A 21251-nucleotide genomic window follows, 5' to 3' on the forward strand; every position below is an offset into this window, starting at 1 on the left:
GTGCCCTGTGATGCCACTGTTACGCCAGTGATAGCAGTAAATTGATCTACCCGCGTGCCCGCAGCCCCTCCAGCACGGCGTCGCTGACCTCGGGCCACAGCGGCTTGGCCCAGTCGCCGAAGGCCCGGTCGGTGAGCACGACGCACGCCGCGTCGACCTGCGGATCGACCCAGAGGAATGTGCCGGACTGGCCGAAGTGTCCGTAGGTGTCCGACGAGTTGCCGACACCGGTCCAGTGGGGGCTCTTGCCGTCTCGGATCTCGAAGCCGAGACCCCAGTCGTTGGGGCGCTGCGGGCCGTATCCGGGGAGCAGGCCCGCCAGCCCCGGGAACTGCACGGTGGTGGCTTCGGCGTGGGTCTGGGGCGAGACCAGCGTGGGCCTCAGCAGTTCGGCGGCGAATCGACTCAGGTCGTCGACACTGGCCTGCGCACCGTGGCCGGCCGGCCCGACGAGCGCGGCCGTCGCCATCCCCAGCGGCGCGAACACGGCCTCGGCGACGTAGTCGGCGAAGGGAATGCCGCTCTCGGCCTCGACGAAGTCCGCCAGCACCTCGAAGCCGGCGCTGGAGTAGATGCGCTTGGCGCCCGGTTCGGCCTGCACCTTGTGTTCGCCGAACGCGAGGCCCGACGCGTGCGCCAGCAGGTGCCGCACCGTCGAACCAGGTGGACCGGCGGGCTGGTCCAGGTCGATCGCCCCCTCCTCGACCGCGACGAGGGCGGCGTACGCGCACAGCAGCTTCGTGACCGACGCGAGCGGGTAGACCCGCTGCCGGTCACCGAAATGCGCAACGCCTCGGCCACCGTCGTAGACGACGGCGGCCGAGGCGTTGTCCACCGGCCATTGCCCGATCCGATCGAGAGTCTGCACCCGATCAGATTACGAGAGATGCCCGATCGGCGATTTACCAGTCCGCTTCGGTGTAGCGGATGACGCCGCGGATGTTCTTGTTGTCGAGCATGTCCTGGTAGCCCTCGTTGACCTGCTCGAGCGAGTAGGTGTTGGTGACCATGTCCTCGAGGTTGAGCAGACCGGCGCGGTACAGGTTCAGCAGGTTCGGGATGTCCACGCGGGCGTTGCAGCCACCGAAGATGTTGCCCTTGAGGTCCTTCTGCAGCATCGAGAGCAGGAACGAGTTGAGCTTGACGTCCATGTCGGCCATGTGACCCATGGCGGTGACGACGCAGCGACCGTTCTTCGCGGTGAGCGTGAGGGCCGGGTCGACGTACTCACCCTTCATCTCACCGACCGTGATGATCGTCTTCTGGCACATGCGACCCCACGTGATCTCCATGATCGGGACGATCGCCTCTTCCATCGACGGGAAGGCGTGCGTGGCACCGAACTTGAGCGCCTGCTCCCGCTTGAACTGCGACGGGTCGATCGCGAACACGTGGCGCGCGCCCGACGCGACGGCGCCCTGCAGCGCGCTCATGCCGACACCGCCGACACCGATGATCGCGACCGAGTCACCCGGCTTGACCTCGGCGATGTTCGTCGCCGAACCCCAACCGGTGGGGACGCCGCAGCCGACGAGGGCCGCGAGCTCGAACGGGATGTCCTTCTCGATCTTCACGACGGAGGACTCGTGCACCGTCATGTAGGGCGAGAACGTGCCCAGCAGGCACATCGGGATCACGTTCTCGCCGCGGGCCTGGATGCGGTAGGTGCCGTCGGCAATGGCCTGACCGCTGAGCAGCCCCATGCCGAGGTCGCACAGGTTCGAGTGGCCCGAGGAACACGACGGACAGCGTCCACACGCCGGGATGAACGAGAGCACGACGTGGTCGCCGACCTCGAGATCCTTGACGCCCTCGCCGACCTTGGTGATCACGCCGGCGCCCTCGTGGCCGCCCATCGCGGGGTAGGACGGCATCGGCGTCGCACCGGTGACGATGTGGTGGTCGGAGTGGCACATGCCGGCGGCTTCCATGCGGATCTGCACCTCGCCGGCGACCGGGTCACCGAGTTCGATCTCCTCGACCGACCACTTCTCGTTGACGCCCCACAGCAACGCGCCCTTGGTCTTCATTGCAACCGCCCTTCCATACCTGACTACCGGTGGCTGTGACGATAGCCACAAATCTTTCAAATTGAAACATGTTCTAGGTGCTCGAAAGCTGGGCGGTCATTTCGACGGGAGGTTTGCGCAGGTCACGGCGCTGCAATGCAAACAGGCTCCTTGGCCGGTCGACCGTTCGGACCGCCGTCTGGACAGTTGTCCTCGGCGTGTCGCCGCGCCGCCTCACGCGTCCGGGCATCCGTCACGGCGGCGCCGCCGGGTCCGGTTCCCAGTAGTGCTCGATGGATCCGGAGGGGTCGTCGATCGACCTCGGCGACGGATGTCTGTCGTTGGCCGCCCCGTTCCACACCCGGCGACAGCGGGGTGCGGGCGGTACCGCGCCCTGCTGCGGGTTTTCGGGCCTACCCAGGACGAACTCCTCTGGCGCATAGGGGCGTTCTCCCCTACCTCCGGTGGGCCTATCGGGGGCAAGGTCGTAGGCAGAATGGATTTCGATGTTCGACCCGGGGAGGGGCGTGAAGAGGTTCCTGCCGTATTTCTCGTGCGCAGCAAGGGCCGAGAGGGTGTATCACGTGTTCGCGGACTGCCCGGTCGGCGTGGAGATCCCGAAAGCGCATCGCCGACCCGGCGTCGGTCCGGGCGGCGATCTGTACCAGAAGTGCGAGCATTGCCAGGGCTGGGACGCCGAACGGGACCGTCGACAGGCTGAGCGTCGTGCGCAGCGGGAACCCGAGTGGGCCCTCGGGTTCCCGGCCCCGACGAACCGCGATCGAGGCCAGGCCCAGGCCGCGGACGACCACCGCGAACCAAGTGATCCCGAGCCGACGCGCTGAGGGACCACGGGAGGGGTACGCCCGGAGGCCGGGACAGGCCGTCCCGACCCGCGGAGAAGCCAATACTCTTGCCGCTCAGGTGAAATCGTCGTTTGGCGGCGCGCCGGCGACGTCATGCGCACTCGCCTCGCACGTACCGTATCGATGCCGACACGGCTCCGATGTCGATGTCCCGCGTGCGGGGCGCCGCCGGGCCGCATCGCGATTGCCTCAGCGTGACCGGACGGGCGACGACCACCGAGTGATGTGGGGCGGGCGGGGCTCGAACCCGCGACCAATGGATTATGAGTCCACGGCTCTAACCGACTGAGCTACCGCCCCGTGCCGCGGCGAGAAACGCCGACAGCGGAATCGTACCGCCCGTATTCGACAGTTCCCGCCCGCGGGGTCGCGTATGTCGTGCGGAAGTCCGGGACTGTCGGTGGCTCGCAGCAGACTGACGGGCAGCGCCGGCGAGCACCGAGCTCCGGCGACAGCCGAAGGACCGTGAATGAGTAACTGGACCACCCGACCGATCTGCGCGTTCGATCTGGAAACCACTGGCCGAGATCCGCTCTCGGCGCGCATCGTGACCGCGTGTGTCGTCACCGTCGACGGCGACGGGCCTCGGCCGCGCAACTGGATGGTCGATCCGGGGGTCGAGATCCCTGCGGGCGCAAGTGCCATACACGGCATTTCCACGGCCCACGCCCGCGAGCACGGCCAGAACTACGCCTCGGGGTACCGGGAGATCCGGGAGGCCCTCACGGAGGCATGGGAGGCGGGTTACGCCGTCGTCGCCTTCAACGCCGCGTACGACCTCACCGTGATGGACGCCGAGGGGCGCCGCCTCGGCTTCGGTCCGCTACACGACTACGGACTGGTCCTGGACCCGTACGTGATCGATCGCGAGGTGGATCCCCGGCGCCGGGGCAAGCGCACGCTCGGCGCCCTGTGCGAGCACTACGGGATCGATCTCGGCTCCGCGCACCAGGCGGAGGCGGATGCCCTCGCCGCGGCCGAGTTGGCGCGCCTACTCCCCCAACGGTTCCCGCACCTCGCGGATCTCGACGACATGATGGCCAGCCAGACGACGTGGCACGCCGAACGCCAGCGCGACTTCCTCGAGTACCTGCGGCGCGAGGGCCGGGACACCTCCGACGTCGACGGCCGCTGGCCGATCCGCACCGCGGCCTGACACGCGGGCGGGCCGGACACCGGCCCGCTCCTGTCAGGACGGGATCCTGATCGTCGCCTCCCTGCCGATCCTCGGGTCGCTCGTGTGGTTCACGCTCGGGAGCAGGCCCGCCGTGCGTGGCAGTCCCGACCGTTCCTAGCGGCCTCACGGTCGTCCGGAACGGCCGGACGACACACACCACAAAACAATGAAGGCCCCCACCCGTGAGGGTGGGGGCCTTCCTTGGGAGCTCCCCCGGCTGGACTCGAACCAGCAACCGTTCGATTAACAGTCGAATGCTCTGCCAATTGAGCTACAGGGGATTGTCCTGCTCGGCGCTGCCCTTTCCGGCGGCGCCTGAGAAACTGTAGCCCATACCCCCACCCAAGTACCAAATCGCCTGACCAGAGCCCGATCGTGCAGGATGTACACAGGCACTTCGACGGGAGGAATCCGGAAATGTTGCGGTTGTTGGTAGGCGTTGCGGCGGGCTACGTCCTGGGCACCCGGGCCGGGCGGGCCCGGTACGAACAGATCAGCAAGGCCGCCAAGGCCGTGGCGACCAGTCCTGCCACCAAGAAGGCGATCGAGGTGGGCCGACAGAAACTGTCGGATTCGCTCAACACGCAGCCGAAGCTCGAACCGATGAAGCCGATCGACGAGCAGACGACGATCCTGGTCCCCCAGGACCAGTTGCGCCGGAAGTAGCGCCGCCGGAGGCGAGGGTCAGGCGATGCCCTCGCCGCTGGTGTCGCCGATGGCCTGGTCGAGCAGGCTGCGGCGGTACTGCTCGAGGGCCACGAGATCGCCCAGCAGGGAATGGAACTCGTCGGAGTCCGTGGTCGGCGAGATGCGCTGCAGCTTGGACTTGAGTTCGGCCACCTGCTCACCGACCCACACCTCCTGCAGTCGGGCCAGCACGCCCCGGATGTAGCGGGGCGCGGTGTCGTCGTCGGCGGGCAGCGGTTCCACCGCGAGTTCCATCACGATCGACTGCACGACGAGGTCGCCGGCGGCGCGGCCGACGGCGTCGACCCATTCGGCCCCGCCGAGCCCCGACGAGGTTCCGCCCGCGGCGCCGACCGCTTCGCGCACCGCGACGTAGGCCGGGTGTGTGAAGGTCTCGGGCGGGAGCGAGTCGAAGACGGTGCCGGCGATCGCGGGGTACTGCAGCGCCGCCTTGAGCGCGTCCCGCTGCGGCCACAGCGCCGGATCGTTCGGCCGCGGCCGTGACACCCCCGGCGCCGGACTCGGCGCCGAGGCTGCGGGCGCGACCGCGACGGGACGGCGCTTGGTCGGCGCGGATCCCCCGCCGCGCGCGAACTTGCGCGCCTCGTCCCGGACCCGGCGGCGCACCGTCGGGATGTCGTCCCATCCGACCCACCCCGACAACTGCACGGCGTACTGATCGCGCAGCGTCGACTCCTTGATCCGCGCCACCACCGGGACCGTGCGCCGCAGGGCCTCGACACGGCCCTCCGCGGTGTCCAGATCATGTTCGGCGAGAAGCGATTTGACGACGAACTCGAACATCGGGGTGCGCCGGGCGACGAGGTCGCGGACGGCCGCGTCACCCGACTGCTGGCGCAGCTCGCACGGATCCATCCCGTCCGGCGCGATCGCCACGAACGTCTGTCCGGCCATCTTCTGGTCGCCCTCGAACGCCTTCATCGCGGCCGCCTGGCCGGCGGCGTCGCCGTCGAAGGTGTAGATCACCTCACCGCGGAAATAGCTGTCGTCCATCAACAGTCGGCGCAGCATCGCGAGATGTTCGTCACCGAACGCGGTGCCGCACGACGCGACCGCGGTCTTCACGCCGGCCAGGTGCATCGCCATGACGTCGGTATAGCCCTCGACGACGACGGCCTGGTGCCCCTTGGCGATCTCGCGCTTGGCCAGATCGAGCCCGAACAGAACGTTCGACTTCTTGTACAGGATGGTCTCGGGGGTGTTGACGTACTTGCCGGGCATGGTGTCGTCGTCGAACAGCTTGCGGGCGCCGAAGCCGATGACGTCGCCCGCGAGATTGCGGATGGGCCACAGCAGCCGCCGATGGAACCGGTCGATCGGTCCGCGTCGGCCCTCCTTCGACAGGCCCGCGGCCTCGAGTTCCTTCGCGTCGAAGCCCTTGGCCATCAGGTGCTTGGTGAGGGTGTCCCAGCCGTCCGGGGCGTAGCCGCAGCCGAACTGGGCGGCCGCGGCGGCGTCGAAGTTGCGTTCGGTGAGGTAGTCGCGGGCGGCCTGCGCGTCGGGTTCCTTCAGCCGGGCCGCGTAGAACTCCTGCGCGGCGGCGTTCGCGGCCACCAGCCGCGCCCGGGTGCCGCGGTCGCGCTGGACCGACGGCCCACCGCCCTCGTAGGAGATCTGGTAGCTGATGCGGTCGGCGAGCTGCTCGACGGCCTCGACGAAGCTGACGTGCTCGATCTTCTGCAGGAACGAGTAGACGTCGCCGCCCTCGCCGCAGCCGAAGCAGTGGAAGTGTCCGTGGTTGGGCCGCACGTGGAACGACGGCGACTTCTCGTCGTGGAAGGGGCACAGCCCCTTCATGGAGTCGCCGCCCGCGCGCTTGAGCGAGACGTACTCGCCGACGATGTCCTCGATCCGGGTGCGCTCGCGAACGGCCGCGATGTCTCTGTCAGGAATTCGGCCGGCCACCTCGACAGTCTAGGCGCTCCGCACCCGTGCGCCTTTCTGGTAGCCCACACCACCGAAAAGGCGCACGGGCAGCCCCGCTGCCTACCCCCAGCTGGCCTGGGCCCCGAGGCTCTGCTTGTCGATCCGCTCGAGTCGGCTCTCGGTGCACGAGGCGATCTGGTCGACGATCACGCGCACCCGGGCGGCGTCGTCGTCCGCCGCGTTCCAGGCCGGCAGAAACAGCGGGTCCAGCCCGGCCGGTGCGGTCCGCAGCAGCCACTCCGCCACCCGGTGGACCCGGTCCCGCTGCCGATCCTGACGATTCTTGTGACCGTCGTCGGACATCACGTAGTGCAGCGCCACGGTCTTGAGCAGCGCCACCTCCGCCGCCACGATCGGCGGGACCTCGAGGTCCGCCTGGTAGCGCGCGAGCGGTCCGGGACCGGTGACGGCCCGGGTGCCGCTCACCGCGGCGGACGCGAACCGGCCCACCAGTTCGCTGGTGAGGTTCTTCAGCGCCACCGAACTGCTCAGGGTGCCGTCGTAGTCCCCGACCGCGGCCACGACCGGCAGCCGCGACAGTCGGTCGGCCGCCTCGACCAACTCGTCGACGATCAGGCCCCCGAACTGGGCGGCCCCCAATTCGGCGAGCGCCCGCACCTCCACCGGGTCGGCCAGCACGCGCAGGTCGATGCGGCCGGCGATCACGCCGTCCTCGACGTCGTGGACCGAGTACGCGACGTCGTCGGCCCAGTCCATCACCTGTGATTCCAGACACTTGCGCCCGTCGGGGGCGCCGGCGCGCACCCACGCGAGCACGTCCGCGTCGTCGTCGTACGCGCCGAACTTCGCGCCGGGCGCGGGGCGCGTCCACGGGTACTTGATCGCGGCGTCGAGCGAGGCCCGGGTCAGGTTGAGCCCGACGCTGCGACCCTGGGAATCGAGAACCTTCGGCTCGAGGCTCGTGAGGATGCGCAGGTTCTGCGCGTTCCCCTCGAAGCCGCCGCACTTCTCGGCGACCTCGTCGAGGGCCGTCTCCCCGTTGTGGCCGTACGGCGGGTGACCGATGTCGTGGGCCAGGCCGGCGAGGTCGACCAGATCCGGGTCGAGGCCCAGCCCGTCGGCGATGCCGCGGCCGATCTGCGCCACCTCGATCGAGTGGGTGAGCCGGGTGCGCGGGGTGTCGCCGTCGCGCGGACCGACGACCTGGGTCTTGTCGGCCAACCGCCGCAGCGCCGCCGAGTGCTGCACGCGCGCCCGGTCGCGGGAGAACGCCGATCGGTGCTGGGAGGCCTCCGCCGTCGGCACCAGCCCCGCCGTCTTGGGTGGCTCGGGCACCCGCCGTTCCAGATCGTGCGCGGTGTAGCCCGCGCGTGCCGCCGGACCGGTCACTGTCCCGCCGTGTACGGGAAGTCCGCGGAGAAGTGGGTGAGCTGATACCACAGCAAAGCGCCTGTCTCCCTGGTGATTCCGTGCAGCTGCGATTCGCGGGTGAGGACCGCGGGGCCCTGCCGGGTCGGCGCCGTCCACGCCTCGATGCCGGCGTCGCGCGCCATCGTCCGGGTCCGCAGCGAATGCCACGGGTCGCTCACGAGCGCCGCCGAACGCATCCCCTGCTGCCCCATCTCGCGGGCGACGGCCTCGATGCTGAGCAGGGTGTCCGAGCCCTCCTCGACCGCGGTGATCGCGTCCGCGGGCACACCCTCGTCGATCAGGAAGTTCTTGCCCGACGCGGCCTCGGTGTACTCGTCGCCCTCCTGCTTGCCACCGACCGTGATGATGGCCGGGGCCACGCCCTGCTCGTACAGCTGGCGGGCCTGATCCAGTCGGGCCCCGAACACCGACGACGGCGTCCCCGCGTACTGCGCCGCCCCAAGCACGACGATCGCGTCGGCCGGGGTGGTGTCGTTGATGCGCGCGACCTGCCAGACCCGGACCGCGGTTCCGCCGACGAGCACGACGCCGATCAGGATCGTGCCCAGTACCAGTCGGCTGACCCAACGTCCGACCGCGGCACCGAACGAGCGGCGCGGCGCGGGACGTGGGTACAGCTCCGGCGGGTCGTAGCTGGGCGCGGTACTCACTCCCCGATTCTGCACTACACCCCTCCCCGTACGCGGTGTGCGGCGCCGTCCCGACAAGTACAACGCCATGGGCCCACTACACGCGGGCCACTCGCAAGACCGCGCCGCGGCCCGATCGGTCGGCGTCGAATGGTGTTCGAGCACCTCCACAGACAGCCCCGACACTACCGAAGACCTCAAACCACTGCCCCCACACCCGAACCGGGTGCAGGGGCAGTGGGCGGCTCAGCTCAGCCGATCACCACTGCTGAATGACATCGAAGCGGCTACCCCAGATCGCGGGATCGTTCAGATCGAACTGAATGTATCCCCCACGAGCGACCGCCTCGTCGATCAGCTGCTGAGTCGTAGCGTTCGTGTACGGCCACGGAGTGTCGTAGATCGACCCGTCACCGAGATAGACGGCGACCTGATCCAGGGGCATGAAAGCGTCGATCACGGGGCCGGCGCCCAGATCGCGCAGTACCCGAGTCTCGTTCCGGTCGAACGAGATCCCCTGGTAGCCCTCCCCCGAGCGCGGGGAAACGGCCGATGCGGTGCCGGCAGCACCCACCATCAGCGCTGCCGCAGCAGCAGAAATCAGAGCAGCACCGATCATGCGAGTACGAAGCTTCAAGAATTTCCCTCCAGACTCCGGCCGACTTACCGGCCGGTCGGTTTTCAACGGCCTCGCATCGTAGCCCGAACTCCCGGGTGCAGAGACTGGGGGGGTAGGCGTCCCCGGACACTGGGGCTCAGCCGAGACCATCCTCGAACTGTGCCCGTGCACCCTCGACGATCGCGGCGGGATCTTCACCGGTCACTCGAGCGACCCGGTTGGCCAGATGCCAGATCATCCCCAACATCTCTTCCACCATCCCGTAGACCTCGCCGGGATTGTCGATCGTCTTGACGAACTCCTCGAGGTCGAGAAGCTGTCCATCACTACTCGTCATGTGCCCGAACGGACCAGCCATCGAAGCCGCCCTCTCGAAGTTGTCGACATTGCCCGCGGCACAGGCTATCGCGTGGGCGGGCGGTCATCGCTCGCTCGATGCGGTGGCGCCTTCGACCGCGAGAGAAGGCCCTCGCCGCGTCGGGGACACGCCAACCGGAGCGGTGGAAGAACTCTCTTCGACAATGCCGATGCGGGCAGGGCTACCAGCATTCGCCGGTAGCCCTGCCCGCATCGGCATTCTTCACGAGCTGTGTCAGCTCATGTTGCCGATCACGTTGTTCAGGATTCCGCTGACCACGTTGGTCATCGAACCCTGCGGGTCGGTGACGGATCCGAAGACCTGACCGGATCCGGTGTTCACCGAACCGAAGCCCAGATCCTCGAGGCTGCCCGAGCCGGCCTCGACGGGGTTCGGCTGACGGATGGTGACGCACACGCCCATCGGGTTGATGTTCCAGTTGCCGGCCGCGAGCACGATGTTGGTGCCGGCGCCGCTGTCGAGCTGCGCGCCGACCGTGGCGTTGTCCGGAACCTTGTAGGTGGTTTCCAGGGCGATGACTCCACCGCCTGCCGTGGTCCACCCGCCGCCCTTGACGATGACGGAATTGTTGGCGACGATGGCGGTACCGGTGACGTCCTCCCACTTCTGGTCCCCGATAAGCCATTTGACGTTCAGGCGAGCCTTCACCAACTGGAAGCCTGCCGGGTGGAAGTCACGGATCTCGTTGACGAGCGCTCCCGAACCGGACACCTTGGTGACGTAGGTGACGGTCTGCCCCGGTGCGACCTTGCCGTCGCCGACCACTTCCTTGCTCACGGTGTAGGGCGTCCAGAGGGAGCCGGCCCACTTGGAAGTGACCGACTGGTTGAGCGCGCACGCGGGCGCGGCTTGTGCCACCGAGGCACCGAGACCAACGGTGACGCCGGCCGTGAGAAGAGCCAGGGCGGCGGTTGCGGCCGCGGCGTGGCGGAGTGAGCGGCGTGACATGTAGAACTCCGTTCATTGGGTTGTACAGATCGTGAAAAGCCCGGGCAGAACTATAGCCAGTTTTCCTGAACGAGTGTCCAGTTTTGAGAAATGGCGGCGGCCGGCCGGCTGCCGACTCGTCTCGCCCGGTCGGCCGACCGAGCCGTCGCCGACGACGCGCCGCACCCGATAGATTCGTCGCATGGCCCACGCTCCGAGTCCGGCACAGTTCCCACGCGCAAGCCACCGATCCACGCACCGCTCACTGACCGCCACGGTCCTCGGCGCGCTGCTCTCGCTGGTGATCCTCACGTTCACTCCCGGGGCCGCGTCGGCCGAGACGCCGATGCGACTGCCCGAGCACATCACCGACGTCTCCGGGGTCCTCGACGCCGGGCAACGCTCCGACGTCCAGGACGCGCTCGACACCCTGTACGACGAGCACAAGGTGTCGCTGTGGGTGGTGTACGTGGCCGACTTCGACGGACTCTCCCCCGACGCCTGGACCGAGCGCACCGCCGCCATGAGCGGACTCGGCAACCGCGACGCGCTGCTCGCGGTCGCGACCACGGACCGCTCCTACTACTTCGACGTGCCCAAGGCACTGTCGGAGGTCACCAACTCGGAGATCGATTCGATCAACCAGGGCTCGGTGGAACCGGCCCTGCGCGAGCAGGACTGGTCCGGCGCCGCGATCGCCGCGGCGGGCGGACTCGGGGACGCGATGACCGCCACCCACACGTCGCTGAAGGTCCTCGGCATCGGGGCGGCGGTGCTCGTCGTCGCGGGCCTCGGCGTCTACCTCTATTCGCGCAAGAAGCGTGGCGAACGGCACGAGCAGTCCGTGGCCGCCGCCCGCGAGGTCGACCCGACCGATGCCGAGGCGCTTGCGGCGCTGCCCATTCCGACACTCGACACACTGGCGAAGGACGCGCTGGTCGACATGGACAACGCGATCCGCACCAGCGAGGAGGAACTGAACCTCGCGGTCGGCGAGTTCGGCGCGGACAACACCGCGCCGTTCACCAAGGCGTTCGAGCAGGCCCGCACGACGCTCGCGTCGGCGTTCACGATCCGCCAGCGCCTCGACGACGACATCCCGGAGACACCGCAGCAGCAGCGCCAGATGCTCGTCGAACTCGTCACGACGTGCGCCCGCGCCGACAAGGAACTCAATGCCCGTGTGGCCGAGTTCGACTCGATGCGCGACCTGCTCCTCGACGCCCCGGCCCGCCTGGACGCGCTCACCCAGGCCGTCGTCGCGCTGACGGTCCGGGTCCCGCAGTCGGACGCGACGCTGGCCACCCTCCGCACGGAGTTCCCGGCGTCCGTGCTCGCCACGATCGAGCACAACCCGGACATGGCCCGGGAACGGATCACGTTCGCCGAACAGAACATTGCGGCCGGGCGTGACGCGGTCGCGCTGCCGGCCGGCAAGCAGGGCCCGGCGGTGGTCGCGATCCGCGCCGCGGAGGGCGCACTCGACCAGGCCCGCACGCTCCTCGACGCGGTCGACCGCGCCGACACGGACATCCGGCACGCCATCGCGACGCTGCCGGACGCGATGGCGGACGTGCAGCAGGGGATCTCGACCGCGGCCGGCCTCGCCGCGCAGGGCGGGCAGAAACTCGCCGACGCGAAGTCCGCGGCGGAGGAGGCGCTGCGGAACGCCCAGGCCACCAAGGACACCGACCCGCTCGGCAGCTTCAGCAAGGTCGTCGAGGCCGACGCGAAACTCGACGCCGTCCTCGCCGAGGCGCAGGAGGCCAGACAGCAGGCCGACCGCGCCCGGGCCCGACTGAACCAGGACCTCACCGCCGCCCAGTCCCAGGTGACCGCCGCGGCGGACTTCATCTCGACCCGCCGCGGCGCCGTCGGCGCCGAGGCCCGGACCCGACTGTCCGAGGCGCAGCGGCACCTGCAGGCGGCGCAGCAACTGGCCGACTCGGATCCGTCGCAGGCCCTGCAGCATGCGCAGGCCGCGACCCAGTTGGGTTCGCGCGCGCTGTGGGCCGCACAGGCGGATGTGAACCGCTACCAGGACGACCAGCGCCCGCCGAGCGGCGGCGTCTCCGGCCGCGGCGGCAACGCGGCCGGCGCGATCCTCGGCGGCATCCTCATCGACAGCATGCTCCGCGGCGGGATGGGACGCGGCGGAAGCTGGGGCGGACGCGGCAGCGGCGGCTGGGGCGGCCCCGGCCCCGGTTCGTTCGGCGGTCCGAGCAGTTCGGACCGCATCGGTCGGGGGGGCGGCGGCCGCTTCTAGGCCCCGAAACGCCGAATGTCACATGCGTTCAGTCCAGATGAACGCATGTGACATTCGGTCGGGAAATCAGGCGCCGATCAGACGCTGGGCGAGGTAGCCCTCCACCTGGTCGAGGGCGACGCGCTCCTGCGCCATGGTGTCGCGCTCACGGATCGTGACCGCCTGGTCCTCGATGGTGTCGAAGTCGACGGTGATGCAGAACGGCGTGCCGATCTCGTCCTGGCGACGGTAGCGGCGGCCGATGGCGCCGGCGTCGTCGAACTCGATGTTCCAGTGCTGGCGCAGCGTCGTCGCGAGATCCTTCGCCTTGGGCGAGAGGTCGGCGTTGCGGCTGAGCGGCAGCACCGCGGCCTTGACCGGCGCCAGGCGACGGTCCAGCTTGAGCACGGTGCGCTTGTCGACGCCGCCCTTGGCGTTGGGGGCCTCGTCCTCGGTGTACGCGTCGACGAGGAACGCCATCAGCGAGCGGGTCAGGCCGGCCGCGGGCTCGATGACGAACGGCGTGTAGCGCTCACCGGACGTCTGGTCGAAGTAGCTCAGGTCGGTGCCGGACGCCTTGGCGTGCGTCGCGAGGTCGTAGTCGGTGCGGTTCGCGATGCCCTCGAGCTCGCCCCACTCGCTGCCCTGGAACTGGAAGCGGTACTCGATGTCGACGGTGCGCTTCGAGTAGTGCGACAGCTTCTCCTGCGCGTGCTCGTACAGGCGCAGGTTGTCCTTGTTGATGCCGAGGCCGGTGTACCAGTCCATGCGGTAGTCGATCCAGTACTGGTGCCACTCTTCGTCCTCGCCCGGCTTGACGAAGAACTCCATCTCCATCTGCTCGAACTCGCGGGTGCGGAAGATGAAGTTGCCCGGCGTGATCTCGTTGCGGAAGCTCTTGCCGATCTGGCCGATGCCGAACGGCGGCTTCTTGCGCGACGTGGTGAGCACGTTCGCGAAGTTCACGAAGATGCCCTGCGCGGTCTCCGGACGCAGGTAGTGCAGGCCGGTCTCGCTGTCGACCGGGCCGAGGTAGGTCTTGAGCAGGCCGGAGAACGCCTTGGGCTCGGTCCACTGGCCCTTGGTGCCGCAGTCCGGGCACACGATCTCGGTCATCGCAACGGCGTCCGGATCGTCGAGCTTGTTCTTCTCGGCGTACGCCTCCTGCAGGTGGTCCTGGCGGTGGCGCTTGTGGCAGTTGAGGCACTCGACGAGCGGATCGGTGAACACCTCGACGTGGCCCGACGCCTCCCACACCTGGCGGGGCAGGATCACCGACGAGTCGAGGCCGACGACGTCCTCGCGGCTGGTGACCATGTTGCGCCACCACTGCTTCTTGATGTTCTCCTTGAGTTCCACGCCGAGCGGACCGTAGTCCCAGGCCGACTTGGTACCGCCGTAGATCTCACCGCATGGGTAGACGAGTCCACGGCGCTTGGCGAGGTTGGCGACGGTATCGATCTTGGACTTGGGTGCCACTTGGCTGCTCTCCATCTGGGTAATAGATGCGTGGTTCACGTGCGGATTTCGCTCGTCCAGCCTATCGGTAGCCGCGACGGTGTCCCACGCGCCCGGTTGACATGCATTTTCGTGCATATCAAAATGGAATTGATTTGCAATAAGGCGGAGCGGTGCGACCCGGTCGACCGCATGTGAGGAGCTGCACAGTGAGTGTTGCCGACGCGGGCGACCTGCGAGCCGAGACGCACGACCACGGGCCGTGCGCGGAGACGCCCGCGGCACCGATGCCGTCGAAGGACACCCTCGTCGCGGCCGGCGAGATCCTGCGCGCGCTGGCCGCGCCCGTGCGGATCGCGATCGTGCTCCAACTGCGCGAATCGCAGCGCTGCGTGCACGAACTCGTCGGCGCGCTCGGTGTCACGCAGCCCCTGATCAGCCAGCACCTGCGGGTGCTCAAGTCCGCCGGCGTCGTCCACGGCGAACGCATCGGCCGCGAAGTGATGTATCGACTCGTCGACGACCACCTCGCGCACATCGTCATCGATGCCGTCGCCCATGCCGAGGAAGAAGGATGACCGAGAACGTGACGGACAGCACCACCCCGCGCGCCCGCGCCGTCGTCGGGGTGCGCTCCACCAAGCAGCGCAGCGCCATCTCGGCCCTGCTCGACGAGATCACCGAGTTCCGGTCCGCCCAGGAACTGCACGACGAACTCCGCAAGCGCGGCGAGGGCATCGGGCTGACCACCGTGTACCGGACCCTGCAGACGCTCGCCGAGGCCGGCACCGTCGACGTCCTCCGCACCGACACCGGCGAATCGGTCTACCGTCGCTGCTCGTCCGGGCACCACCACCACCTGGTGTGCCGCAGCTGCGGCTACACCGTCGAGGTCGACGGCCCCGCGGTCGAGCAGTGGTCGCAGACCATCGCCGACAGCAACGGCTTCACCGACGTCAGTCACACCGTCGAGATCTTCGGCAACTGCCGCGACTGCGCACGGGCGCAGTAGCGGCTACGCCAGCAGACCCGTCCGGGCGTCCTCCACACCGGCCAGCACCAGCAGCAGCATCGTCGCGAGCGGCGCGTCCGCCAGTCCCGTGGCTGGGAAGGTGTACCGCAGCACGACGTCCGCGAGTTTGCCGCGGGCGATCACACTGATCGTGCCGAACTGCGCCTGCGCGTTGCGCTCCGCTACCCGCTTGTGCAGCGCCGGCTTCAGCGTCCGGTCCCACGCCAGCACACCGGTCAGCGACAGCACGTCCAGGCCGTCGGCGAGGGTGACCGCCCGCATCGAACACAGAGCGCCGCCGTACTCGAACCGGAGCGAGCCGTCGTCGTCGGCGTCGACGGCCACGAATCCCTCGAGGGCCGCGCGGGTCCGGGCCTGCAGCACCGCGGCCGCATCCATGTCGTCGCTCACTGGTACTTCACGCCGCCGAAGCGACGGTCCCGGGACGCGTACTCGACGCACGCCGCCCACAGGTCGCGGCGGTCGAAGTCGGGAAACAGCTTCTCCTGGAACACCATCTCCGCGTAGGCGGCCTGCCAGATCAGGAAGTTCGACGTCCGCAGCTCGCCGGAGGGCCGCAGGAACAGGTCGACGTCCGGCATGTCGGGCTCGTCGAGGTACTTCGCGAACGTGGTCTCCGAGACCTTCTCGGGGTCGATCTCCCCGGCGGCGGCGCGGCGAGCGATTTCCCGTGCGGCGTCGGCGATTTCGGCTCGGCCACCGTAGTTGACGCACATCGTCAGCGTCATCACCGTGTTGTCCTTGGTGAGTTCCTCGGCGATCTCGAGCTCCTTGATGACGCTGCGCCACAGTCTCGGTCGCCGTCCCGCCCACCGGACCCGCACACCCATCTCGTGCATCTCGTCGCGACGGCGGCGGATGACGTCGCGGTTGAAGCCCATGAGGAACTTGACCTCGTCGGGGCTGCGCTTCCAGTTCTCGGTGGAGAACGCATACGCGGACAGCCATTTGACGCCGATCTCGATGCAGCCCGCGACGGTGTCCATGAGGACGTCCTCGCCGCGCTCGTGTCCGGCGGTGCGGGGCAGACCCCGCTCCTGCGCCCACCGGCCGTTGCCGTCCATCACGAGCGCCACGTGGTTGGGGATCAACTCGGGCTGCAGGATGGGCGGCCGGGCACCCGACGGGTGCGGGAAGGGCGGGCGGATCTCCCGGTCAGGCTGAGCTTGCGGTTCGCGTCGTCGAATCACGCTCCCCATCCTGCCTGACCGCCTCGGTGTCCCCCACCGCCGCATGCGGTCGGGATCGTTCGATCAGGGGCAACGTGCGCAACTGCCGTTCGAGGTGCCACTGCAGGTGCGCGGCGATGAGCCCGCTGGCCTGGCTGCGCATCGCCGGCGTCGCGGTCTCGGTGTTCTTCCACTGCCCGTGCGCGAGCGCGTCCATGAAGTCGAGCACCCCGGGCGACGGGGTGGCCGCGCCGGGCGGGCGGCAGTGCACGCACACCGCACCACCGGCGGCGACGTGGAAGGCGCGATGCGGACCGGGCGCTGCGCACCGCGCGCAGTCGGTGAGGGCCGGCGCCCAACCCGCATAGCCCATCGCCCGCAGCAGATAGGCGTCCAGGATCAGTTCGGCGGGCCGGGCCTGCTCTCCCACCGCCCGCAGCGCCCCGACGGTGAGGCTGTGCAGCCGCGGCGCCGGGGCCCGCTCCTCACCGGCCAGTCGCTCGGCCGTCTCGAGGATCGCGCACGCGGTGGTGTAGCGGCCGTAGTCGTCGACGATGTCGGCCCCGAACGCGTCGACGGTGTGCACCTGGGTGACGACGTCGAGGCTGCGGCCGGGATACAACTGCACGTCGATGTGCGCGAACGGCTCGAGCCGGGCGCCGAACTTGGACTTGGTCCGCCGCACCCCCTTGGCAACCGCCCGCACCAAGCCGTGCTGCCGGGTCAGCAAGGTCACGATGCGATCGGCCTCGCCCAGCTTGTGCTGGCGCAGCACCACCGCATAGTCCCGGTACAACCTCACGTGCCCAGTCTCCCACGTCGCACCGACGGCGCCGGGCAACACTCAACGACGCACGTCACGCCCGTCGATCGCGAGCCGCAGGGCATCGAGCGTCGTGTCGACGTCCGATTCGTCGTTGAAGTAGTGGAACCCGACCCTCAGCCGGTTGCCGGTGACGGTCGCCGCGATGCGGTGCCGGTGGAGCGACGCGGCGACGTGTTCACCGTCCGGGGTGTCGACAGCCACGATGTGCGACGGCGCTCCCGCGTTGGCCTCGACGCATCCGAGGGCCGCCGCGCCGTCCCTGAATCGTTGCGCCAACCCGAGACAGTGCGCCTGTGTCCCGGCGCGGTCGAGACCCGACAGAATCGCCAGCGCCGCTTCGGCGCCGATCCACGACAGCCACGCGGGAGACGTGTCGCACCGGGACGCGTCGGGCGCCTCCCGGTAGCCGCCACCGAAATATCCCTGAGGAGAGCCGGTGCTCTTCCAACTCGGCGCCAGAGGTCTCAGTTCCGCGACCCGATCCGGCCGCGCCGCCAGCCACGCGGTGCCGCGTGGACACAGCATCCACTTGTACCCGTGTACCGCGACGTAGTCGGCGGCGAGTTCGTCGAGCCGGCTGTCGAGCACACCCAGCGTCTGCGTGACGTTGACGAACAAGCGTGCACCCACGGCGTCCGTCGCCCGCCGCAGCTCCCGCAGATCGACGCGTTCGCCGTCCAGCGTGATGACCTCGCTCGCCGCCACGAGAGCGGTGTCGGGCCCGATCGCGTCGAGCAGGACGTCGGTGCGCGACCGTCCGGCCACCCGCGGCGCGACTCGGACCCGGTTGTCGTCACCGAGCAGCCGCATCCACGGGTAGAGGTTGCTCCGGAACTCGTCCTCGGCCACCACGATCTCCCCGACGGTGATCGTGTGGGCCACCGTTGCGGCCGCCTCCGAGAGCGACCCGAGCGTGGCGACCGTTCCGGCCGCCACGCCGAGGTAATCCGCGAACTGGTCTCGGGCGCGGGCCGCGGCGCCGTCCCAGTGCAGCCAGTCGAACGTCCCCGAGGACCAGTCCTCCAGCGCCCGAGTCAGTGCCGCGGTCACCGGGAGCGCGGCGGGGGGCGCTCCCGGTGTGTCGAGCCAGATCCGTTCGCCGAGTGCGGGAAACAGCGCCCTGAACTCCGAGTGGTTCATTCCGGGATCGCCACCACTGCCTCGATCTCGACGGCGAGTTCCGGTGCCGCGAGCGCGGCGACGACCGCGGCGGAGTGCGCCGGGAAGACACCGTCCGGATACCACCGGGCGAACACCTCGTCGCGGGCGAGCGCGAACTCGCGGAACGAATCCTCTCCGACGAGGACGGTGAGCATCTTCACGATCTTGTCCGGGCCGACACCGAGGGCATCGAGAACGGTCTCGAGGTTCTCGAACGTGCGAGCCGCCTGTGCCCGGCATCCGCCCGGCACGATCGCGCCGGTCGCGTCGGCGCCGACCTGTCCGGAGACGAACGCCAGCCGGTGCCCGGCGGGAACGACGGCGACGTGGCTGAACTTGCCCATCGGGGGTGCCACGTTCGGCGGATTGAAATTGTTCACGAGCCGATATTCCTTTCGGTGGAGAAGACGATCTTGCCGAAGCCTCCGGCGCGCGCCATCTCGGCGAGGGCCGCCGGCGCATCCGTGAGTGGTCGGACCGAGTCGACGACGGGTCGGATCGAATGCCGCGCGACGAAATCGAGCATGTCGGCGAACTCCTCATCGCTGCCCATCGAGGTACCGATGATCTCGATCTGGCGGAAGAAGATCTCCCGCAACGACATCGGAACGCCCGCGCCCGTGGTGGCGCCGAACGTGACGAGCCGCCCGCCCGGACGCAGGGCCCGCACCGCCGCCGGGAAGGCGGCGGCACCGACACTGTCGAACACCACGTCCGCCGGTCGTGCGAGTGCCGAATCGAAGTTCTCGTTCCCGACGAGGGCATGGGTGGCGCCCAGTTCGAGCGCTCGATCCGCAGCGGCCCGGCTGCGGCTGGTCACCGTCACTTCGGCGCCCGCGGCGACCGCCATCGCCAGCGCGACAGGGGCGACGCCACCGCTGATCCCGGTGATGACGACGTGCTCCCCGGCACGCAGGCGCGCCCGCGAGAAGAGTCCACGGTAGGCGGTCAACCCAGCTAGTCCGAGCGCCGCCGCCTCGGGCACGGACAGGTGCGGTGGCACCGGATGGACGTTCCGCTCCGGCACGCACACGTACTCGGCGAACGTTCCGGGTCGTGGGCCTCCGAGAATCTCCGGAACTTCCGGGACCTCGTCGGTGCGGAGCCAGCCGAGGCAAGGGTTTATCAAGACGGAACGTCCCCGGAGCCGGTCGTCGACGCCGGCCCCGACCGCGTCGACCGTCCCCACACCGTCGGCGCCGATGACGAGCGGCACGGATCCCGCTTCGCGCCGGTCGATCAGGAACAACTCGTGACGGTTGAGTCCGGCCGCGGCGAGCGCCACCCGGACCTCGCCCGCGGCCGGGCTCGGAGTCGGCAGTTCGGTGACGGACATCCCCGCGACGCCTGGCGGTCCGGCATGCGTGGCCGCGATCACGACGTCACCGCCTCTGGCACCTTGCCGGTGCGGAGCGAGACGCCGAGCGTCTCGGGTGTGACGAGCGCTGCAAGCAGGCTGATGAGCGCGCCCGCGGCGAGGTACGCGGCGGGCGCGTACGTGGAGTGGGTGTAGTTGACCAACGCGGTCGCGACGAGGGGGCCGGCGCCGCCGAACAGGACGACGCCGAGGTTGTAGCCGATGGCGAGGCCGCTGTAGCGCCGGGAGGTCGGGAACAGTTCCGAGAACAGCGCCGGCTGGGGCGCGAGCATCATCGCATCGCCGATCAGGATCAGGACGACACCGACGAGGATCGTCGCGAACGAACGCTGGTGGATCAGAAGGAAGCCGATCGGGGTGGTGACAACCACCCAGGCTGCACCCCAGAGCAGGAAAGGCCTGCGGCCCAAGCGATCACACACTCGGGCGAAGGTGACGACCATGACGACGAGGAAGAGCATTGCCACCAGGCACGCTCCCCGGGCAGTCGACGATTCGATGTCCAGTTCGGCGATGAAGAATGTGGGGCCGTACACCAGCAGGACGTAGGTGCACATCGTGGGTGCGCACACGAGGCCGCACACCAGCAGGATCGAGCGCCAGTTCTCCCGGAGCGCGCTCAGGAGCGGGGACCGCTCCTGGGTGCCGCCGGCGGCCATCTCGGTGTATTCCTCGGACTCCTCGAGCTTGAGGCGCATGTACAGCCCGATCATGCCGAGCGGCAGCGCGAGCAGGAACGGGATCCGCCAACCCCAGGACTGCAGGTCCTCGGCGCTGAGGCTCGCCGTGAGGATCAACGAACTCAACGCGGCGGTGAACATGCCGAGGGAGATGGTGATCGTCTGCCAACTGCCGTAGTAGGCGCGGCGGTGTGCGGGAGCGGATTCGACGACGTACGCCGCAGCGCCCATCCATTCGCCGCCGGCGGAGATTCCCTGGATGCATCGCAAGATCAGGATCAGCAGCGGCGCCGCCACACCGATGCTCGCGTAGGAGGGCACGACCGCCATGAGTGCGGTGGCGAACGAGATCATCAGGATGATCGCGGACAGCGTCACCTTCCGGCCGAACCGATCGCCGATGTAGCCGAAGAAGATGCCGCCGAGGGGACGAACGACGAAGCTGATGCCGAAGACGAGGAACGTGAGCATCAACGAGACCGCGGGATCGCCCTTGTCGAAGAACAGGACGGAGAACGTGGCAGCGAAGTAGCCGTAGAGGACGAACTCGTACCACTCGAGGAAGTTGCCGATGCAGGCGGCGACGATCGCCTTGCGTTTGGCCGGAGACAAAGTGTCCGAATCCGGTTGTGCGACTGCGGGGGCGGCAAGTTGGGACATGAGTCACTC

22 protein-coding genes and 2 tRNA genes are annotated in these 21251 nt (G+C 68.9%); 6 read left to right on the top strand and 18 right to left on the bottom strand.

Annotation, left to right across the window (positions count from 1 at the left end; all coding sequences use genetic code 11):
• Positions 1 to 46: 46 nt before the first annotated feature.
• The gene (locus EGT67_RS00415; protein ID WP_127914082.1) at positions 47 to 868 is read right to left on the bottom strand and encodes a serine hydrolase domain-containing protein; all 822 of its coding nucleotides are present in this window, start codon (positions 866 to 868) and stop codon (positions 47 to 49) included.
• A gap of 34 nt (positions 869 to 902) precedes the next feature.
• Positions 903 to 2030 carry an NDMA-dependent alcohol dehydrogenase gene (locus EGT67_RS00420; RefSeq protein WP_127914083.1) on the bottom strand — a complete coding sequence of 376 codons (1128 nt, stop codon included), beginning with the start codon at positions 2028 to 2030 and terminating at the stop codon, positions 903 to 905.
• A 554-nt stretch (positions 2031 to 2584) separates the two neighbouring features.
• Between EGT67_RS00420 and EGT67_RS00425 the strand changes: the two genes are divergently transcribed.
• Positions 2585 to 2854, top strand: coding sequence for a hypothetical protein (locus tag EGT67_RS00425; RefSeq protein ID WP_127914084.1), 270 nt, complete (start codon positions 2585 to 2587; stop codon positions 2852 to 2854).
• 247 nt (positions 2855 to 3101) lie between these two features.
• Here the strand turns inward: EGT67_RS00425 and EGT67_RS00430 are convergent.
• Positions 3102 to 3175 (bottom strand) — tRNA-Ile (locus EGT67_RS00430).
• A gap of 169 nt (positions 3176 to 3344) precedes the next feature.
• Between EGT67_RS00430 and EGT67_RS00435 the strand changes: the two genes are divergently transcribed.
• Positions 3345 to 4031, top strand: coding sequence for a 3'-5' exonuclease (locus EGT67_RS00435; protein WP_127914085.1), 687 nt, complete (start codon positions 3345 to 3347; stop codon positions 4029 to 4031).
• A gap of 229 nt (positions 4032 to 4260) precedes the next feature.
• On the opposite strand, the gene EGT67_RS00440 is transcribed toward EGT67_RS00435, so the two are convergent.
• Positions 4261 to 4333, bottom strand: a tRNA-Asn gene (locus EGT67_RS00440).
• A gap of 136 nt (positions 4334 to 4469) precedes the next feature.
• Here EGT67_RS00440 and EGT67_RS00445 point away from each other — a divergent pair.
• Positions 4470 to 4718 carry a hypothetical protein gene (locus EGT67_RS00445; protein ID WP_127914086.1) on the top strand — a complete coding sequence of 83 codons (249 nt, stop codon included), beginning with the start codon at positions 4470 to 4472 and terminating at the stop codon, positions 4716 to 4718.
• A gap of 18 nt (positions 4719 to 4736) precedes the next feature.
• On the opposite strand, the gene dnaG is transcribed toward EGT67_RS00445, so the two are convergent.
• From dnaG to EGT67_RS00475, 6 genes are all read right to left on the bottom strand, one after another.
• Positions 4737 to 6665: a DNA primase gene (dnaG, locus tag EGT67_RS00450; protein WP_127914087.1), complete on the bottom strand. Its 1929-nt coding sequence runs from the start codon at positions 6663 to 6665 to the stop codon at positions 4737 to 4739.
• Positions 6666 to 6746: 81 nt separating this feature from the next.
• Entirely contained in the window at positions 6747 to 8036 is a 1290-nt protein-coding gene (locus EGT67_RS00455) for a deoxyguanosinetriphosphate triphosphohydrolase (RefSeq protein WP_127914088.1), read from the bottom strand.
• Positions 8033 to 8632 carry a YdcF family protein gene (locus EGT67_RS00460; protein ID WP_421958078.1) on the bottom strand — a complete coding sequence of 200 codons (600 nt, stop codon included), beginning with the start codon at positions 8630 to 8632 and terminating at the stop codon, positions 8033 to 8035. The genes EGT67_RS00455 and EGT67_RS00460 overlap by 4 nt, the downstream gene beginning before the upstream one ends.
• A 334-nt stretch (positions 8633 to 8966) precedes the next feature.
• Positions 8967 to 9392: a hypothetical protein gene (locus EGT67_RS00465; RefSeq protein WP_127914090.1), complete on the bottom strand. Its 426-nt coding sequence runs from the start codon at positions 9390 to 9392 to the stop codon at positions 8967 to 8969.
• Positions 9393 to 9462: 70 nt separating this feature from the next.
• Positions 9463 to 9663 (bottom strand): hypothetical protein, encoded by a 201-nt coding sequence (locus EGT67_RS00470; protein ID WP_127914091.1) that lies wholly within the window; start codon positions 9661 to 9663, stop codon positions 9463 to 9465.
• Positions 9664 to 9918: 255 nt separating this feature from the next.
• Entirely contained in the window at positions 9919 to 10653 is a 735-nt protein-coding gene (locus tag EGT67_RS00475) for a hypothetical protein (RefSeq protein ID WP_127914092.1), read from the bottom strand.
• Between the two features lie 181 nt (positions 10654 to 10834).
• On the opposite strand from EGT67_RS00475, the gene EGT67_RS00480 reads away from it, so the two are divergent.
• A complete protein-coding gene (locus tag EGT67_RS00480) occupies positions 10835 to 12898 on the top strand; it encodes a TPM domain-containing protein (RefSeq protein ID WP_127914093.1) in 2064 nt (687 codons plus the stop codon).
• A gap of 66 nt (positions 12899 to 12964) precedes the next feature.
• On the opposite strand, the gene EGT67_RS00485 is transcribed toward EGT67_RS00480, so the two are convergent.
• On the bottom strand, positions 12965 to 14356 hold the full coding sequence (locus EGT67_RS00485; RefSeq protein ID WP_127914705.1) for a glycine--tRNA ligase: 1392 nt from the start codon (positions 14354 to 14356) through the stop codon (positions 12965 to 12967).
• Between the two features lie 188 nt (positions 14357 to 14544).
• Between EGT67_RS00485 and EGT67_RS00490 the strand changes: the two genes are divergently transcribed.
• Entirely contained in the window at positions 14545 to 14913 is a 369-nt protein-coding gene (locus EGT67_RS00490) for an ArsR/SmtB family transcription factor (RefSeq protein WP_421958063.1), read from the top strand.
• Complete coding sequence (locus EGT67_RS00495) at positions 14910 to 15347, top strand: Fur family transcriptional regulator (protein WP_127914094.1); 438 nt, start codon at positions 14910 to 14912, stop codon at positions 15345 to 15347. The genes EGT67_RS00490 and EGT67_RS00495 overlap by 4 nt, the downstream gene beginning before the upstream one ends.
• A 3-nt stretch (positions 15348 to 15350) precedes the next feature.
• On the opposite strand, the gene EGT67_RS00500 is transcribed toward EGT67_RS00495, so the two are convergent.
• Genes EGT67_RS00500 through EGT67_RS00530 form a run of 7 tightly spaced genes read right to left on the bottom strand, consistent with a single transcriptional unit; the run spans position 15351 to position 21242 of the window.
• Entirely contained in the window at positions 15351 to 15746 is a 396-nt protein-coding gene (locus EGT67_RS00500; protein WP_127914707.1) for a hypothetical protein, read from the bottom strand.
• Positions 15747 to 15754: 8 nt separating this feature from the next.
• Entirely contained in the window at positions 15755 to 16558 is an 804-nt protein-coding gene (locus EGT67_RS00505) for an isoprenyl transferase (RefSeq protein WP_241565828.1), read from the bottom strand.
• On the bottom strand, positions 16524 to 17339 hold the full coding sequence (gene recO, locus EGT67_RS00510; protein ID WP_127914096.1) for a DNA repair protein RecO: 816 nt from the start codon (positions 17337 to 17339) through the stop codon (positions 16524 to 16526). Before recO ends, EGT67_RS00505 begins: the two co-directional genes overlap by 35 nt.
• A gap of 42 nt (positions 17340 to 17381) precedes the next feature.
• The gene (locus tag EGT67_RS00515) at positions 17382 to 18503 is read right to left on the bottom strand and encodes an aminotransferase class V-fold PLP-dependent enzyme (protein ID WP_127914097.1); all 1122 of its coding nucleotides are present in this window, start codon (positions 18501 to 18503) and stop codon (positions 17382 to 17384) included.
• Complete coding sequence (locus EGT67_RS00520; RefSeq protein WP_127914098.1) at positions 18500 to 18904, bottom strand: RidA family protein; 405 nt, start codon at positions 18902 to 18904, stop codon at positions 18500 to 18502. The genes EGT67_RS00515 and EGT67_RS00520 overlap by 4 nt, the downstream gene beginning before the upstream one ends.
• Positions 18901 to 19860: a zinc-binding dehydrogenase gene (locus EGT67_RS00525; RefSeq protein WP_241565829.1), complete on the bottom strand. Its 960-nt coding sequence runs from the start codon at positions 19858 to 19860 to the stop codon at positions 18901 to 18903. Before EGT67_RS00525 ends, EGT67_RS00520 begins: the two co-directional genes overlap by 4 nt.
• Before the next feature lie 38 nt (positions 19861 to 19898).
• Positions 19899 to 21242 (bottom strand): MFS transporter, encoded by a 1344-nt coding sequence (locus EGT67_RS00530; protein ID WP_127914100.1) that lies wholly within the window; start codon positions 21240 to 21242, stop codon positions 19899 to 19901.
• Positions 21243 to 21251 lie beyond the last annotated feature (9 nt).

This window comes from Prescottella agglutinans, assembly GCF_004011865.1.
GTDB lineage: Bacteria > Actinomycetota > Actinomycetes > Mycobacteriales > Mycobacteriaceae > Prescottella > Prescottella agglutinans.